Origin of the sequence: Cupriavidus oxalaticus (genome assembly GCF_004768545.1) — a bacterium.
Taxonomy (GTDB): Bacteria; Pseudomonadota; Gammaproteobacteria; order Burkholderiales; family Burkholderiaceae; genus Cupriavidus; species Cupriavidus oxalaticus_A.
Window position 1 is genome coordinate 3485649 of record NZ_CP038635.1, and the last position, 13728, is coordinate 3499376.

The window sequence follows — 13728 nt, forward strand, 5'->3', positions numbered from 1 at the left end:
GCCCGCTATTTTGCCTCAAGAATCCACCCCACCATGGCATGGACGTCCGAATCGGGGATCTGCGGCTGCGGCGGCATCGGCACGCTGCCCCACGCGCCCTGCCCGCCGGCCTTGACCTTTTTGGCCAGCGCGGCGTGCGCGTCCTGGCCCTTGTACTTGCCGGCGATGTCCGCGAACGACGGGCCGACCAGCTTCCGGTCCATTGCATGGCAGGCCACGCACTGGTACTGGCTGGCCAGCCTGGCGCCGGCCGGCGCGGGCGCTGAAGCGGCGGATGCGGCATTCGAAGGCGCGGCCGCGCTTGCCGCCACGCCGCGTACCGGGCCAAAGGCGCGCTGCTGCTGCGCCAGCTCGCCGTGGGCGTCGCGGGCATAGTCAGGCATCGCCGAAGCGATCGAAACCTGCCCGGAGCAATCCTTCATGCAGGCGGTATTGCGCGTGTCCGGGCGGCCGCGGCCGGGCCACAGGCCATGGTCGGTGGTCATGCCGTCGCGGTTGGGCATGCGTCGCTGCACGGCCGCGATATTGGCGTCCGACAGCGTGAAGTCGGCCGGCACGATCTCGCCCAGGTTCAGCAGGTAGGCGGTGACGGCATAGACCTCGTCGGCGGACAGGCTCTTGGGTGCGTTCCACGGCATGGCGCGGTGAATGTAGTCCCACAGCGTGCTGAGCGTGCTTACCTTCATCAGCGTGGTGCGATACGGCTGGTTGCCGGTCATGGCGGCGACCCGGCCGCGCTTGATGTCCTCGGCCGTGGTGCCGCCCACGAGCGGCGTGAAGACCTCGTTGGACTCGCCGAAATCGCCGTGGCACGAGGCGCACTTGCCGTCCCACACCTGCTGCCCCTGCGCCACGGTGCCGCTGCCTTTGGGCAGGCCCTTGAAGTCCGGGCGCACGTCGATATCCCAGGCGGCCACTTCGGCCGGGGTGGCGGCGCGGCCAATTGCCGCACGAGCATCGGCCGTGCCGGCGGCCCAGGATGGCGCCACGCAGGCCGCAGCCAGCGCCAGCATGGCGGCGCCGCGTTCAGCCCGCGTGGACATTGGACACCTCCCCGCCTGCCGCCACCCGCCAGCTCTGGATGGCGTTGTTGTGATAGATCGAGCGCGTGCCGCGCACGGCGCGCAACTGGGCCATCTTCGGTTGCACGTAGCCGGTCTCGTCGATGGCGCGGCTTTGCAGGATCGCGGCGCTGCCGTCCCAGACCCAGTCGAGGTTAAAGCGCGTCAGGCACTTGGACAGCACCGGCGATTCCAGCCGCGCGGTGCGCCAGTTGCGGCCGCCGTCGGCCGAGACATCGACCCGCGTGATGCGCCCGCGTCCCGACCACGCCAGCCCGCTGATGTTGTAGAACCCCTTGCCCACCAGTTGCTGGCCGCCCGACGGCGTGGTGATCACCGACTTGCACTCCTGGATCGAGCTGTACTGGCGCAGTTTGCCGTCCGGCATCATGTCCACGTAGTGGATGGTCTCGTCCTTGGCGTTCCACGGCTGGTCGCCCAGTTCCAGCCGGCGCAGCCACTTGACCCACGACACGCCCTGCACGCCCGGCACCACCAGCCGCAGCGGGTAGCCGTTCTCGGGGCGCAGCATCTCGCCGTTCATGCCCCAGGCGACGATGATCTCGTCGGCCAGCTCCATCGGGATGGTGCGCGTCATCGACGAACCGTCGCCGCCCTCGGCCAGCAGGTAGCGGCCGCGGCGCAGGTCGGCGCCGGCGTCGTCCAGCAGCACGCGCAGCGGCACCCCGGTGAACTCGCAGCACGACAGCATGCCGTGCGTGTATTGCACCGTCGGCACGGCCACGTTGCCCCACTCCATGCCCGTATTGGCGCCGCACTCGATGAAATGCATGCGCGACACCGCCGGCAGGCGCATCAGGTCGTCCATGGTGTAGACGCGCGGCGTGCGCACCAGGCCGTTGATCATCAGGCGGTGGCGGGCCGGGTCGATATCGTGCCAGCCCTGGTGGTGGCGCTCGAAATGCAGGCCGTTGGGGGTGATGATGCCGAAGAAGCCCTGCAGCGGCGCGAACGCGACTGATGCCGCCGACACGCGCGTCAGGCCCGGCGACTCGCGCCGGATCAGGTTTTTCTCATGGACCGAGGGCTGGCCATAGGGCCGGGCCGCGACCGGCTGGCCAAGGGACGTGGCCCAGGGCTGGGGCTCCAGGATGGCGGGATCGCCGTCCGCAGCCAGCGCGTGCCGGCCGGCGGTGGCGGCGGCGATGCCGGCCGCGGCGCCGAGGAAGCTCTTGCGCAGGAAGTCGCGCCGCGGCGCGTCCAGGCCGTGCCGGCCGATGTCCTGCTGCAGCGATGCGCTGACGAAGTGCTCGGGCGCGGGCACGATGCGCCCGGGCCGGTTCCGTTCCTGCAATGCCGTCTCCTCCGGCAGCTTGCGCCTGCGGGGCGCGCCGCCTGTTATTCGTGCCGCCGCGCGCCTTGCGCGACAGCGATCGATGGTCCGGAAGAGCCGGATCGCGCTCAGCCTGCCGCCCGGCGCCTGCGCGCGGGCGCGGCCTCGGGCTGCGCCATGAAGCGGTCGACCGCGCCGGAGGGCAAGGCGTTGTCCTCCAGCCGGCTGGCCACCTGCACACACACGGTGCGGCACAGCTCGATCACGCTTTCGTCCGCAATCGCGTAGAAGACCAGGTTGGCTTCCTTGCGGCGCGACAGCACGCCCGAGCGGTACATCGCGTTGAGATGCCGCGACACGTTGGTCTGCGACGAACCCACCGTCTCGACCACCGTGGTGACCGGCTTCTCGCCATCGCACAAGGCGTGCAGGATCTTCAGCCGCGTCGGCTCCGCCAGCAGGCTGAAGTAGCCCGACACCTTCTCGAAAACGCGATCCAGCTCTTCCATGCCGTCCAATATATTCGTATATGCGTGAGTGCGCATATAGTGTTTACCCAATGATGCAGAACAGCATGATTGTGCCGGGCATGGCTGCGCGGCACCAATCATGGTTTGCCAGCGGTGACTCCCGGTGGTGGACCGGAGGATGGCCACGTGGTGGCCTCGTGGTGGCCTATCGGCGCAGCAGTACCCGGCCCGCCCACAGCCGCTGGCCGAACACATTGAGCAGCAGCCCCGCCATGACCACGGCCGCGCCCGCCCATTGCGCCGGCGACAGGTCTTCGCCCAGCAGCACATGCGCCGACAGCAGCCCCACCACCGGCACCAGCAGCGTCAGCGGCGCCACCTGGCTGGCGGGATAGCGCGTCAGCAGCCGGCCCCACATGGTGTAGCCGAACACGGTGGCGGCAAAGGCCAGGTACGCCACGGCGAACACGCCCATGGCCGACACATGCGTGACGCTCGCCACGATGCGCGCCGGCCCCTCCACCCACAGCGACAGCAGCGCGAATGGCACGATCGGCACCAGCGCGCCCCAGATCACCAGGCCCAGCAGGTCGACCGGCCCGATCTTCTTGCTGACGATATTGCCGCTGGCCCAGCAGAACGCCGCGCACAGCGTCAGCACGAAGCCGGCCACGCTCATGCCGCCGGCGCTGGCGGCAGCGCCCGAGCCGATCAGCGCCAGCCCGGCGGCGGCCACCGCCATGCCGGCAATGTTGTGCCAGCGCACCGGCTCGCCCAGCCACAGCGCGGCGATGGCCAGCGTGAAGAACGCCTGCGACTGGAGCACCAGCGATGCCAGGCCGGCCGGCATGCCGACCGCCATCGCGTAGAACAGGAAAGCGAACTGGCCCAGGCTGATGGTCACGCCGTACGCCAGCAGCAGGCGCCACGGCACGCGCGGGCGCGGCACGAAGAAGATGGCGGGGAAGACCACCAGCAGGAAACGGAGCGCGCCGAGCAGCATCGGCGGCACGCCCGCCAGCCCTACCTTGATGACGACAAAGTTGACACCCCAGACGCAGACGATGGCGAGGGCGAGGAGACGGTCTCTGGCTTGCATGGCGGGGGCGGCCGGGATGGCGACTGGCGATGTGATCAAACCCCCAGCCTACCAGCCGCCCCGCGCGCGGCATTGCACGTTCTTGCGGTTTTGTTATGGGCGCCCTGGCAACGCCCGAAATTGCCAGTGCCTTATCCCAGCATTTCCGACCAGATGCTCCTGGCCCACGACAGCGCGTACACCCCCTCCAGCGTATTGGGCGCGTCCGACAGCCCGCCCGAGCCCGGCACGGTCAGCATGGTCTTCTGTGCGGCATCGTAGCGGTGCACGCTCGCCACGTGCACCGCCTCGCGGTCCGAGGTGAAGCTGTAGCAGGTGTTGTTATAGAGCGGCTGCGGATCCGGCGCGCGGCCCGACAGCAGCGCCACGATCGCCGCGGCCGCCACCTTGCCATGCTGGTTGGCCATATGGCCGGACTTGGGCATCAGCGGCGCGATCTGGATGGCATCTCCGATCACATGGATGTTGGGCGCCGCGCGCGACTCAAAGGTAACGAAATCGACATCGCACCACTTGGTGTTGGCCGTGGCCAGCCCGGTCGCCACCGCGATCGCGCCCGCGCGCTGCGGCGGCAGTACGTTGATCACGTCCGCGCGCACATCGTCCTGCACCTCGAACTTGAGCGTGCGCGTGGCCGGGTCGACATCGACGGTGTCGTACTGCGGCCGGTATTCGACCATGCCGGCGTACTGCCCGGCCCAGACCTTGCGGAACAGGCCGGCCTTGGAGGTGATGTCCGGGTTGGCGTCCAGGATCAGCACCTTGCTGCGCGGCTTGTGCTGCTTGAAATAGTGCGCCACCTGGCAGGCCCGCTCATACGGGCCGGGCGGGCAGCGGTACGGCGCCAAGGGGATGGTGATGGCGTAGGTGCCGCCGTCCGGCATCGCCTCGAGCTGGCGGCGCAGCGCCAGGGTCTGCGGGCCGGCCTTCCAGGCGTGCAGCACCTGGTCGCCGCCGGGCCGCTTCAGGCCGGGCAGCGCATCGCTCATCAGCTCGATGCCGGGCGACAGCAGCAGGCGATCGTACGGCAGCGTGCCGCCGCCGGCCAGCCGCACCGTGCGCTTGCCGGGATCGATGGCGGCGGCGGTGTCGCGCACCAGCTTGACGCCGTGGCGGCGCACCAGCTGGTCGTACGACAGCGTGATGTCGGCCAGCTGCCGGCTGCCGCCGACCACCAGGTTGGACAGCGGGCAGGAAATGAACGCAGGATTGGGTTCGACCAGCGTGACTTCGATGGCGTTGCCGCTCCACTCGCGCAGGTAGCGCGCGGCGGTGGCGCCGCCGTAGCCGCCGCCGACCACCACCACCTTGGCCGGCGCCGCGGCCCTCGCCGCGTGCATGCCCATCGAGCCCAGCACCGCGGCGCCGGCGGCGCCCAGGAAATGTCGTCGTTGCATGGCGCTCTCCCCGTCAACGCACGTTGGCGAACCACGCCGCGATCGCCGCGAGCTGTTCGTCGGTGTAGCCCCTGGCGATCTGGTGCATCACCGTGGCCGGGCGGGTTCCGGAACGGAACGCCTGCATCTGCGCCACCAGTTCGGCCTGCGGGCGTCCTGCCAGCGACGGGATGGTGCTGCCTTCAGGCGCGCGGCCCGACGGGCCGTGGCAACTGGTGCAGCCTGCGGCATTGATGCGCACGTACTGGCCGGTGGGGTCGGCCGACAGTGCGGGCTGGGCGCCGCAAAGCGCCAGGGCCAGCAGTGCCAGCCGCACGAACCCAGCGGGCCGGGGGATGGTTGTCATGGTCTCGCTCCGTGTGGGGTGCCGGGCGCAGGCATCGGCGAGATGCCTGCTGGCGCGGCAACCGTATCACATCGGGTGCGGACAGTGTGCGGTGAAAATCTCAGATGGAAAAACGGCGCCCGCATGTGCGGGCGCCGTGGTGCCGGCAAGCGAGCCGGCAAGCGAGCCGGCTCAGGGCAGGTTCCGGCCCGGCGGCAGGGCGACCGGCGAGGCAGCCGGCGAATCTACCGGGCTGGTAGTGACCTGGCTGGGCGTGCTGGCCGGCGCATCGACCGGACCGCCCACGCCCGGCACCGACTGCACCGGCGCCGGCGTGCCGACGTTGCCATCGTAAGACGGGTTCTGCGAGGTCGAGGCCGCATCCAGGCGCGCGCGCTCGGTGTCATTGACGTAGTCGAACGCCTTGACCACCTTGGTCACGCCGGAGGCATTGCGCGCCACGTCGGTGGCGCGATCGCCTTCCTGCTGGGTTACCACGCCGAGCATATAGACCACGCTCTTCTCGGTGGTGATCTTGATCGAGTTCGACGGCACGCCGTCGGCGGTCATCAGCAGCGTCTTGACCTTGCTGGTCAGGTACGCGTCCTGGCTCTGCGTCATGAAGCCGGGCGAGTTGACCACCTCGAGCTCGTTGATCACCACGCGCGCATTCTGCAGGCCGCGCACGTACTGCTCGACCTGCTGCTTGACGCTGTCATTGCTGGCCTCGCCGGTGAGAAGCACCTTGCGGTTGAACACGGTCACGTTGACGCGGGCCTGGCCACTGTAGCGCGAGTTGATGGTGCTCTCCGCTTCCATCTGCAGGCCGCGGTCGACGGTCTGGGTGGCGGCCGGACGGCGGTCGGTGGCCATGGTCACGCCGGTGCCAACGGCGCCGGCGATCACGGGGAAGCAGCCGGCCAGCTGGGTGGCGGAAACCAGCACCGCCGCCGCGGTCAGCGTGGCGCGAAGGATACGGCCGGCGCCGGCGGCGCTGGTCCGGGTTTCAGGCGTAGTAGGCAGGTTGGTCATGCGGTCCTTGCTGTGGCTGGATGTTGGAAATGGGGGCGGAAGTGAGTAAGCGGACAGGCTAGCTCAGGCTTCCCCGAGCAATGCCTCGTCGATGCCGTCGCACAGGCAATGCAGCGTCAGCAGGTGCACTTCCTGGATGCGCGCGGTGCGCTCGCTCGGCACGCACACGTGGATATCGAATTCATCGAGCAGGCCGCCGATGACGCCGCCGCCCTTGCCGGTCAGCGCAATCACGGCCATCTCGCGCTGGCGCGCCGCCTCGATCGCGGCGATCACATTGGCCGAGTTGCCCGAGGTGGAAATCGCCAGCAGGATGTCGCCGGGCACGCCGAGTGCCTCGACCTGCTTGGAAAACACCTTGCTGAAGTCATAGTCGTTGCCGATCGCGGTCAGGATCGAGCTGTCGGTGGTCAGTGCGATCGCCGCCAGGCCCGGGCGCTCGCGCTCGAAGCGCCCGACCAGCTCGGCGGCGAAATGCTGCGCATCGGCCGCCGAGCCGCCGTTGCCGCACGCCAGGATCTTGTTGCCGCTGGTCAGCGCGCCCACCATGCGTTCCACGGCGGCGTCGATATAGGGGGCCATTGCCGCCGCGGCCTGTCGCTTGGTCTCGGCGCTGTCTAGGAATTGTTGCTGGATACTCTCAATACTCATGGCTCTGTGGCCTTTCATTGGCAGTTGCACGCCCGGTCGCGCGCCAGCGCGCATTATGAACCAGCCGGCGCGGCGTCAAGGTCAAACGCGTGCTGCAGCCACTCCAGGCGCCCTGGCTCCAGCGCCACCACGTCGAATCGGCACGGCGGCAGCTGCGCCAGCGTGGCGAGGTAGTGAGCCGCGGCCAGCAGCACGCGGCGCTGCTTGGCCGGCGTGACGCTGGCCGCGGCGCCGCCGAAACCGCGTCCGCTGCGCTGGCGCACCTCCACGAACACCAGCGTGCCGTCCGGCGCGCGCATCACCAGGTCGATCTCGCCGCCTTTGCAGCGATAATTGCGGACCACGGGCTGCAGGCCCTGGCGCCGCAGGTGCGCCAGCGCCCGGTCCTCCGCCCGCATACCGCGCGCCTGCGCGCTGCTCGGCTGCGTGGTGGATTTGAATGATGGCATCGACGGAAGTTCTCAATGAGTGACTGGATCTCGCTGGCGGCCAGCCAGTCGTACCCGGGCGGCACGCTGTATGTCGTGGCCACGCCCATCGGCAATGTCGCGGACCTGTCGCTGCGGGCGCTGCATGTGCTCGGCCTGGCCGACGCGGTGGCCTGCGAAGACACCCGCAATACCGCCCAGCTGCTGTCGCGCGTGGGGCTGCAGCGGCCGCTGGTGGCCGTGCACGAGCACAACGAGCGCGAGGCTGCCGGCCGCATCGCCGCGCGGCTGGCCGCTGGCGAGCGTATCGCCTATGTCTCGGACGCCGGCACGCCGGGCATATCGGATCCGGGCGCAAGGCTGGTCGAGGCGGTGCGCGCCGCCGGGCACGCGGTGGTGCCGCTGCCCGGCCCCAGCGCGGCGGTGGCCGCGCTGTCGGTGGCGGGCGACATGCTCGATACCGGCGATGGCCGCTTCACCTTTGTCGGCTTCCTGCCGAGCAAGCCCAAGGCGCGCGGCGAGGCCATCGCACGGCTCGCCGCGCTCGACCACGCCTGGATCTGCTACGAGGCGCCGCACCGCATTGCCGACACGCTGGCCGCGCTCGCCGCCGGCCTGCCGGGCGAGCGCCGGGTGCTGGTCGGGCGCGAGCTGACCAAGCTGTTCGAGGACATCGCGGTGGTGACGGCGGCGCAGGCACCGGCATGGCTGGCGGCCGACCCGAACCGGGCCAAGGGTGAATTCGTGCTGGTGGTGGAAGGCGCCGGCGGCGACGCGGCCGCGGACGGGGCGCCCGATGCCGAGGCGCAGCGCGTGCTGGGGCTGTTGCTGGCGGAACTGCCGGCCAAGCGCGCCGCCAAGCTGGCGGCAGCGATCACCGGGGCGAGCACCAACGCGCTCTACCAGCTGGCACTGGCGCAACGTTCCGGCAATAGCGGGGACTGAGGTTGCCCCTGAGGACGCCCGGGCGACGACGCCGGGCCGGTGCGGGGAAAGTAACGGAGAGGTGTCAGCGCGCGGTGGCATGCATCGGGCGCTGCCGGTCTCAGCGGCGCTTGCGCTTGACCGGCTTGCCGCTGGCCTTGGTTGCCTTGCGCGCCTTGGCGGGCGCCAGCGAGTTGGCGAGTTCGGGCACGGAGACATCGTCGTCGCCACTGCCATCGCCGGCTTCAGTGCCGCCGGTATCGAACTGCGGGCCCAGCGCCGCGACTTCGGTGCGCGTCAGGCGGCGGATTTCGACGTTGACGGCGCCGCGCTCGACGAAGCCAAGCCGGCGCGCGGCGCCGTAGGAGACGTCCAGCACGCGGTTGCCGTGGTACGGACCGCGGTCGTTGATGCGCAGCACCGCAACCTTGTCGTTGCGCAGGTTGCGCACCAGCACCCAGCTGTCGAGCGGCAGCGACGGATGCGCGGCGGTCATGGCGCGCATGTCGAAGCGCTCGCCATTGGCGGTCTTGCGGCCGTGGAAGCCCTTGCCGTACCACGAAGCGACGCCGCGCTGCTCGAACGTGCCGATGTCCGCGCGCAGGCCGTCGAGCGAGCTGCCGCTGCGCCCTTCTTCCCGGTCGTAGCCGAACAGGTTCCAGCTACCGCCTTCGGACGATGCGCGGGCGCTCTTGTCCGCGTCGTTGCGGGCGGCCTTGCCGGCGTTCTTCGCGCCGCGCGTGGGCACCGCGTTCGACGTATCGGCGACGTCCGCATTGTCGCCCCCGGGGGGCGTGGCACAAGCGGCCAGCACCAGGGCGCATGCAGTGCATGTCCCGAGCTTGGCCAGCCGTTGCCAGCGCTTGGTGAGGGCGGTCAAATTAAGCATGGGCGCGAGTCTAGCATTCACTACTGCTGACTATCTCTTTCATTTTGTTACGAAATCTGTTCGATCTCGCACGAACGAGGGCGATCTTGCCCGCGATCGACGGTGTGACAAGGGATTGCGGGCGATCCGGAAATTTGTAACAGAGAGGCTTAAAAATCACATATGGATATGCGCCGCAACAATTTATCGCCCGGCGCTACAATGCAAAGCATGAATGCCGCGCGGTTTTCCAACGCTGTCGCGGCGGATGCGGCGCCTATTTCGAATGCCGTATCGATCACAAATATCAACTGATGAAAGTCCTCCTTATCCCGGTCACCCCTTTCCAGCAGAACTGCTCGCTGCTGATCGACGAAAGCACCGGCACAGCCGCCGTCTGCGACCCGGGCGGCGACCTCGAACGCGTCCGCGAAGCGGTCCGGGAGCAAGGGGTCACGCTGCAGAAGATCTTCCTGACGCACGGCCACGTCGACCACTGCGCCGGCGCCGCGGCGCTGGCGCGCGAATTCGGCATTCCCATCGAAGGGCCGCAGCAGGATGAACGCTTCTGGATCGAGCAACTGCCCGAGCAGACGCGGCGCTTCGGCTTCGGCCATGCCGAAAGCTTCGAGCCGGACCGCTGGCTTGAAAACGGCGACACCGTGCAGTTCGGCAATGAAACGCTGGAGGTCTACCACTGTCCGGGCCACACGCCCGGCCACGTGGTGTTCTTCTCGCGCGCCAACAAGCTCGCGGTGGTGGGCGACGTGCTGTTCGCCGGCTCGATCGGCCGCACCGATTTCCCGCGCGGCAACCATGCCGACCTGATCCGCTCGATCCGCACGCGGCTATGGCCGCTGGGCGAGGATGTGACCTTCGTTCCCGGCCACGGCCCGGTTTCGACCTTCGGCGAGGAGCGCCGCAACAACCCCTTCGTGGCCGACCACCTGATCGACGTGGGCTGAGGCCATGGCCAAGCGACAGCTGCCAGACACCCGGCCGGAAATCTACGTCAGCACCGACGTCGAGGCCGACGGCCCGATTCCGGGCCCGCATTCGATGCTGTCGTTCGCGTCCGCGGCCATGCTGGCGGACAAGTCCGTGATCGGCACGTTCTCGGCGAACCTGGAGACGCTCCCTGGCGCGGCCGGCCACCCCGTGCAGATGCAGTGGTGGCAAACCCAGCCTGAGGCCTGGAGCGCCTGCCGGCGCGACCTGCAGCGCCCGGAAGATGCGATGGTGCGCTATGTGGAGTGGGTCGAGAGCCTGCCGGGCAAGCCGGTCTTCGTGGCCTTCCCGGCCGGCTTCGATTTCACCTGGATGTTCTGGTACATGATGCGCTTTGCCGGGCGCTCGCCGTTCGGCTGGGCCGCGCTGGACATCAAGACCCTGGGCTTTGCGCTGACCGGGCGGCCTTATCGCAAGACCGTGAAAGCGGCGTTCCCGGCGGAATGGATGGATCCGCTGCCCCACACCCACGTGGCGCTGGACGATGCGCTGGAACAAGGCGCGCTGTTCTGCAACATGCTGGCAACGCTGCGCGAACGGGAAGCGGCACTGGCAAGCCTGGCGCCGGCTGTGGACAACGAGGCAAGCGAGTCCTCACAAGCTGATCCAGAGCCCTGATCCGCTGCTGCAGGGCAGCATGAACCGCGGCACGCCCCTTGCAGGCCGAAGGCTCGCATCCGTCGCCAACCGCCTATAGTAGAAGTGGATGTGGCGCACCGGGCGAAACGAGCCAACTGACTATTCGGCGCACTTGCGCAACCCGCCATCATCCGCCTGACCGATGTGCCCGGAGCCGCGCGGCGCCTGCCGAGGAGGTGTCGATCATGCGTTTTCCTACCGACCTGCACTTGAGAGACCTGGCCGGCCGGATTCACTGGCCGCATGGATCGCACGCGAAGGGCGTAACGCCCATCACCCATCACCACACCTCGGATGAAGACGCCGAAGTCGCCAAGGCCACCCTGTACGTCAGTACGGTGACACTGGTGGTACTGCTGGTCGTGCTCGCGGCCATTGCTTTCGGTCAGGAGGCCATGCACTGGCTGGGTGTTCATTAAGACGACCCGCCTGAAGCTGTTTGTCTCGCAGACCGGCCGGCCCCCACCCTTCGTGGGGGCCGGTTTTATTCCGGCGTCCGCCTCAGGCCAGCAGCGGCGCCACGTTCTCGGGCGGGCGGCCGATCGCGGCGCGGCGGTTGCGAACGACCACCGGGCGCTGCAGCAGGATCGGGTTATCGGCCACGGCGGCCAGCAGCTCGGCATCGGTCAGGCCCGGGTCGGCCAGGCCCAGCTCCGCGTACGGCGCCTCGTTGTCGCGGATCATCTCGCGCACCGGCACGCCCAGCATGGTGTTGAGCTGGCGCAGCGTCGCCACCGATGGCGGGTTCTTCAGGTACTCGACGATTTCCACCGGCTCGCCCAGGCGCCCGGCGGCTTCCTCGACCATGGCAAGCGTCTCGCGCGACTTGGAGCAGCGGGGGTTGTGGTAGATCGTGATCATGGCAGGTGGTCCTTTCTTGTTGATGTGCGCCCCGCCTCGGGGCGGTGGCACTAATGCGGTGCAAATCCAACGGCACTATATACAACACATCGGGCCGCGCGCAGGTGCAACGGAACAAGTGCCCGGCACACATCCGCGTTGCCCTAAGTCCATCCATCTGGCGCCACGGGCCGGTTTCGCATCGCGCCACCAGCTCGGCGAGCAGCGCCTGTCCCAGGGCCTCGCCAACACAGCGGTGGTCGCATGGGCAGTGGATCGATACGGTATTGATGCAGCGGGTGTTAGGGACGGGGGCGAATACGCTGCCGGAGTAGGCGCAAGCGCTTATAAAAAAACGCCACGGCCGAAGCCGTGGCGTTTCTGTCGCCGATCTGTCACCGGCGCGGAGATGCCTTCCCCGCTTACTTCATCAGATCCGACAACGCCAGCGCCACCACCTTGGTCGCGCGGTTCAGGTCGTTCAGGCGCAGGTTCTCGTCCGAGTTATGGCCGCGCGCTTCCATCAGGGTACGCGGGCCGGCACCGTACAGCACGGTCGGGATGCCGCGCTTGGTGTAGTGGCGGGCGTCGGTGTAGAGCGGCACGCCCTGCACCGGGATTTCCACGCCGAACACCGACTCGGCACGGCTCTTCAGCGCGCCGATCAGCTTTTCCACGCCCGGCAGTTCCGACAGCGGCTCGGCCAGGATGATGCGCTCGACCTTCACTTCGATGCCCGGGCGGTCCCTGGCGGCCTTCTCGACCACGGCACGGATCTCGCCTTCGGCGTCGAAGCCGATTTCCTCCGGGATCATGCGGCGGTCGACGCGGAAGGTCACCAGGTCCGGCACCACGTTGGTGTTGATGCCGCCCTTGATCAGGCCGACGTTCAGCGTGGCGGTGTCGATGCCAGGCACCTTCGACTTGCGCGTGGCCAGTTCGGCGCGCAGGCCGTAGATGGCCTGCAGGATATGGGTGGCGGCCTCGATTGCGTCGACGCCGGTGTGCGGCATGGCGGCGTGGCCCTGCTTGCCCTTGACCGTCACTTCGACGTGCAGGCAGCCGTTGTGCGACGAGGTGATGCCGTACGAGAAACCGGCAGAGATGGCGTAGTCGGCCTTGCTCAGGTTGTTGTCGAGCAGGAACTTGGGACCGATATCGCCGCCGGTTTCCTCGTCATAGGTGAACTGCAGCTCGACCGCGCCGTTGATCTTGGCGCCCTGCTTCTCGGCCTCCATCAGCGCCAGCACGGCGTAGGTGTAGGTGGCGAAGTCAGACTTGGACACGGCCACGCCGCGGCCGTACATGACCGGGCCGTGCTCGCTGTCGGCAATCTCGCCGCCGTACGGGTCCTTGGTCCAGCCCAGGCCTGGAGGCACCACGTCGCCGTGGGCGTTCATGGCGATGACCGGGCCGCCCGTGCCGAACTGCTTGCGCACGATCAGGTTGGTGGCGCTGATCATGCCGGCGGCCTTCACCTGCGCGTCAGGCACCTTGTGCGCCTCCACCGTGAAGCCCAGGCCCTCCAGCAGTTCCTTGGCGCGCTTGCCGTGGGCATCGCAATCGCCGGCCGGGTTGTCCGAAGGCACCTTGACCAGCTCGGCCAGGAAGGCTTCCTGCTGCGGGCGGTGCTGGTCGATGAACTGCGTCAGCGTGGTTTCGATGGGATTCATACTGTCTCGTGCGGTCATG

Annotated in this window: 16 protein-coding genes and 1 pseudogene; 4 read left to right on the forward strand and 13 right to left on the reverse strand. The window is 68.5% G+C overall.

Features of this window, described 5'->3' with window-relative positions:
* Positions 1 to 5 precede the first annotated feature (5 nt).
* The 9 genes from E0W60_RS27005 to E0W60_RS27045 all read right to left on the reverse strand — a co-directional run bounded on the left by E0W60_RS27005 (position 6) and on the right by E0W60_RS27045 (position 7778).
* On the reverse strand, positions 6 to 1043 hold the full coding sequence (locus tag E0W60_RS27005) for a c-type cytochrome (RefSeq protein WP_135706100.1): 1038 nt from the start codon (positions 1041 to 1043) through the stop codon (positions 6 to 8).
* Positions 1027 to 2376 carry a sulfite dehydrogenase gene (gene soxC, locus E0W60_RS27010; protein ID WP_135706101.1) on the reverse strand — a complete coding sequence of 450 codons (1350 nt, stop codon included), beginning with the start codon at positions 2374 to 2376 and terminating at the stop codon, positions 1027 to 1029. The genes E0W60_RS27005 and soxC overlap by 17 nt, the downstream gene beginning before the upstream one ends.
* 107 nt (positions 2377 to 2483) lie before the next feature.
* Entirely contained in the window at positions 2484 to 2900 is a 417-nt protein-coding gene (locus E0W60_RS27015) for an ArsR/SmtB family transcription factor (RefSeq protein ID WP_133097767.1), read from the reverse strand.
* 130 nt (positions 2901 to 3030) lie between these two features.
* Positions 3031 to 3924: an EamA family transporter gene (locus E0W60_RS27020; RefSeq protein ID WP_135706102.1), complete on the reverse strand. Its 894-nt coding sequence runs from the start codon at positions 3922 to 3924 to the stop codon at positions 3031 to 3033.
* A 131-nt stretch (positions 3925 to 4055) separates the two neighbouring features.
* Entirely contained in the window at positions 4056 to 5321 is a 1266-nt protein-coding gene (locus E0W60_RS27025) for an NAD(P)/FAD-dependent oxidoreductase (RefSeq protein WP_135706103.1), read from the reverse strand.
* Between the two features lie 13 nt (positions 5322 to 5334).
* The gene (locus tag E0W60_RS27030; protein ID WP_135706104.1) at positions 5335 to 5667 is read right to left on the reverse strand and encodes a c-type cytochrome; all 333 of its coding nucleotides are present in this window, start codon (positions 5665 to 5667) and stop codon (positions 5335 to 5337) included.
* Between the two features lie 171 nt (positions 5668 to 5838).
* Positions 5839 to 6678 carry a BON domain-containing protein gene (locus E0W60_RS27035; protein ID WP_133097771.1) on the reverse strand — a complete coding sequence of 280 codons (840 nt, stop codon included), beginning with the start codon at positions 6676 to 6678 and terminating at the stop codon, positions 5839 to 5841.
* A 63-nt stretch (positions 6679 to 6741) separates the two neighbouring features.
* A complete protein-coding gene (locus E0W60_RS27040) occupies positions 6742 to 7329 on the reverse strand; it encodes a phosphoheptose isomerase (protein WP_133097772.1) in 588 nt (195 codons plus the stop codon).
* Positions 7330 to 7382: 53 nt separating this feature from the next.
* On the reverse strand, positions 7383 to 7778 hold the full coding sequence (locus tag E0W60_RS27045) for a YraN family protein (protein WP_135706105.1): 396 nt from the start codon (positions 7776 to 7778) through the stop codon (positions 7383 to 7385).
* Between the two features lie 15 nt (positions 7779 to 7793).
* On the opposite strand from E0W60_RS27045, the gene rsmI reads away from it, so the two are divergent.
* Positions 7794 to 8702, forward strand: a complete 909-nt coding sequence (gene rsmI, locus E0W60_RS27050) for a 16S rRNA (cytidine(1402)-2'-O)-methyltransferase (RefSeq protein WP_135706106.1) — start codon at positions 7794 to 7796, stop codon at positions 8700 to 8702.
* 100 nt (positions 8703 to 8802) lie between these two features.
* On the opposite strand, the gene E0W60_RS27055 is transcribed toward rsmI, so the two are convergent.
* On the reverse strand, positions 8803 to 9570 hold the full coding sequence (locus E0W60_RS27055; protein ID WP_135706107.1) for a septal ring lytic transglycosylase RlpA family protein: 768 nt from the start codon (positions 9568 to 9570) through the stop codon (positions 8803 to 8805).
* A 293-nt stretch (positions 9571 to 9863) separates the two neighbouring features.
* Here E0W60_RS27055 and E0W60_RS27060 point away from each other — a divergent pair, with 293 nt between their 5' ends.
* The 3 genes from E0W60_RS27060 to E0W60_RS27070 all read left to right on the forward strand — a co-directional run bounded on the left by E0W60_RS27060 (position 9864) and on the right by E0W60_RS27070 (position 11615).
* On the forward strand, positions 9864 to 10514 hold the full coding sequence (locus tag E0W60_RS27060; protein ID WP_135706108.1) for an MBL fold metallo-hydrolase: 651 nt from the start codon (positions 9864 to 9866) through the stop codon (positions 10512 to 10514).
* A gap of 4 nt (positions 10515 to 10518) precedes the next feature.
* The gene (locus E0W60_RS27065) at positions 10519 to 11175 is read left to right on the forward strand and encodes an exonuclease (protein WP_135706109.1); all 657 of its coding nucleotides are present in this window, start codon (positions 10519 to 10521) and stop codon (positions 11173 to 11175) included.
* Positions 11176 to 11381: 206 nt separating this feature from the next.
* Positions 11382 to 11615 carry a hypothetical protein gene (locus E0W60_RS27070; RefSeq protein ID WP_133097778.1) on the forward strand — a complete coding sequence of 78 codons (234 nt, stop codon included), beginning with the start codon at positions 11382 to 11384 and terminating at the stop codon, positions 11613 to 11615.
* A gap of 82 nt (positions 11616 to 11697) precedes the next feature.
* Here E0W60_RS27070 and arsC read toward each other — a convergent pair whose 3' ends face one another.
* The 3 genes and pseudogenes from arsC to E0W60_RS27090 form a co-directional block, all read right to left on the reverse strand.
* Entirely contained in the window at positions 11698 to 12057 is a 360-nt protein-coding gene (gene arsC / locus E0W60_RS27075) for an arsenate reductase (glutaredoxin) (RefSeq protein WP_133097779.1), read from the reverse strand.
* A 154-nt stretch (positions 12058 to 12211) separates the two neighbouring features.
* Positions 12212 to 12298: pseudogene (locus E0W60_RS37620) on the reverse strand (GNAT family N-acetyltransferase); the annotation flags it as partial.
* A 160-nt stretch (positions 12299 to 12458) separates the two neighbouring features.
* Positions 12459 to 13727: a M20/M25/M40 family metallo-hydrolase gene (locus E0W60_RS27090; protein ID WP_135706110.1), complete on the reverse strand. Its 1269-nt coding sequence runs from the start codon at positions 13725 to 13727 to the stop codon at positions 12459 to 12461.
* Position 13728: the final 1 nt, after the last annotated feature.

Coding starts and splice junctions, on each gene's coding strand:
- E0W60_RS27005 (WP_135706100.1), bottom strand. CDS start 1,043: ATGTCCACGCGGGCTGAACGCGGCGCCGCCATGCTGGCGCTGGCTGCG.
- E0W60_RS27015 (WP_133097767.1), bottom strand. CDS start 2,900: ATGCGCACTCACGCATATACGAATATATTGGACGGCATGGAAGAGCTG.
- E0W60_RS27020 (WP_135706102.1), bottom strand. CDS start 3,924: ATGCAAGCCAGAGACCGTCTCCTCGCCCTCGCCATCGTCTGCGTCTGG.
- E0W60_RS27025 (WP_135706103.1), bottom strand. CDS start 5,321: ATGCAACGACGACATTTCCTGGGCGCCGCCGGCGCCGCGGTGCTGGGC.
- E0W60_RS27030 (WP_135706104.1), bottom strand. CDS start 5,667: ATGACAACCATCCCCCGGCCCGCTGGGTTCGTGCGGCTGGCACTGCTG.
- E0W60_RS27035 (WP_133097771.1), bottom strand. CDS start 6,678: ATGACCAACCTGCCTACTACGCCTGAAACCCGGACCAGCGCCGCCGGC.
- E0W60_RS27040 (WP_133097772.1), bottom strand. CDS start 7,329: ATGAGTATTGAGAGTATCCAGCAACAATTCCTAGACAGCGCCGAGACC.
- E0W60_RS27045 (WP_135706105.1), bottom strand. CDS start 7,778: ATGCCATCATTCAAATCCACCACGCAGCCGAGCAGCGCGCAGGCGCGC.
- rsmI (WP_135706106.1), top strand. CDS start 7,794: ATGAGTGACTGGATCTCGCTGGCGGCCAGCCAGTCGTACCCGGGCGGC.
- E0W60_RS27055 (WP_135706107.1), bottom strand. CDS start 9,570: ATGCTTAATTTGACCGCCCTCACCAAGCGCTGGCAACGGCTGGCCAAG.
- E0W60_RS27060 (WP_135706108.1), top strand. CDS start 9,864: ATGAAAGTCCTCCTTATCCCGGTCACCCCTTTCCAGCAGAACTGCTCG.
- E0W60_RS27065 (WP_135706109.1), top strand. CDS start 10,519: ATGGCCAAGCGACAGCTGCCAGACACCCGGCCGGAAATCTACGTCAGC.
- E0W60_RS27070 (WP_133097778.1), top strand. CDS start 11,382: ATGCGTTTTCCTACCGACCTGCACTTGAGAGACCTGGCCGGCCGGATT.
- arsC (WP_133097779.1), bottom strand. CDS start 12,057: ATGATCACGATCTACCACAACCCCCGCTGCTCCAAGTCGCGCGAGACG.
- E0W60_RS27090 (WP_135706110.1), bottom strand. CDS start 13,727: ATGACCGCACGAGACAGTATGAATCCCATCGAAACCACGCTGACGCAG.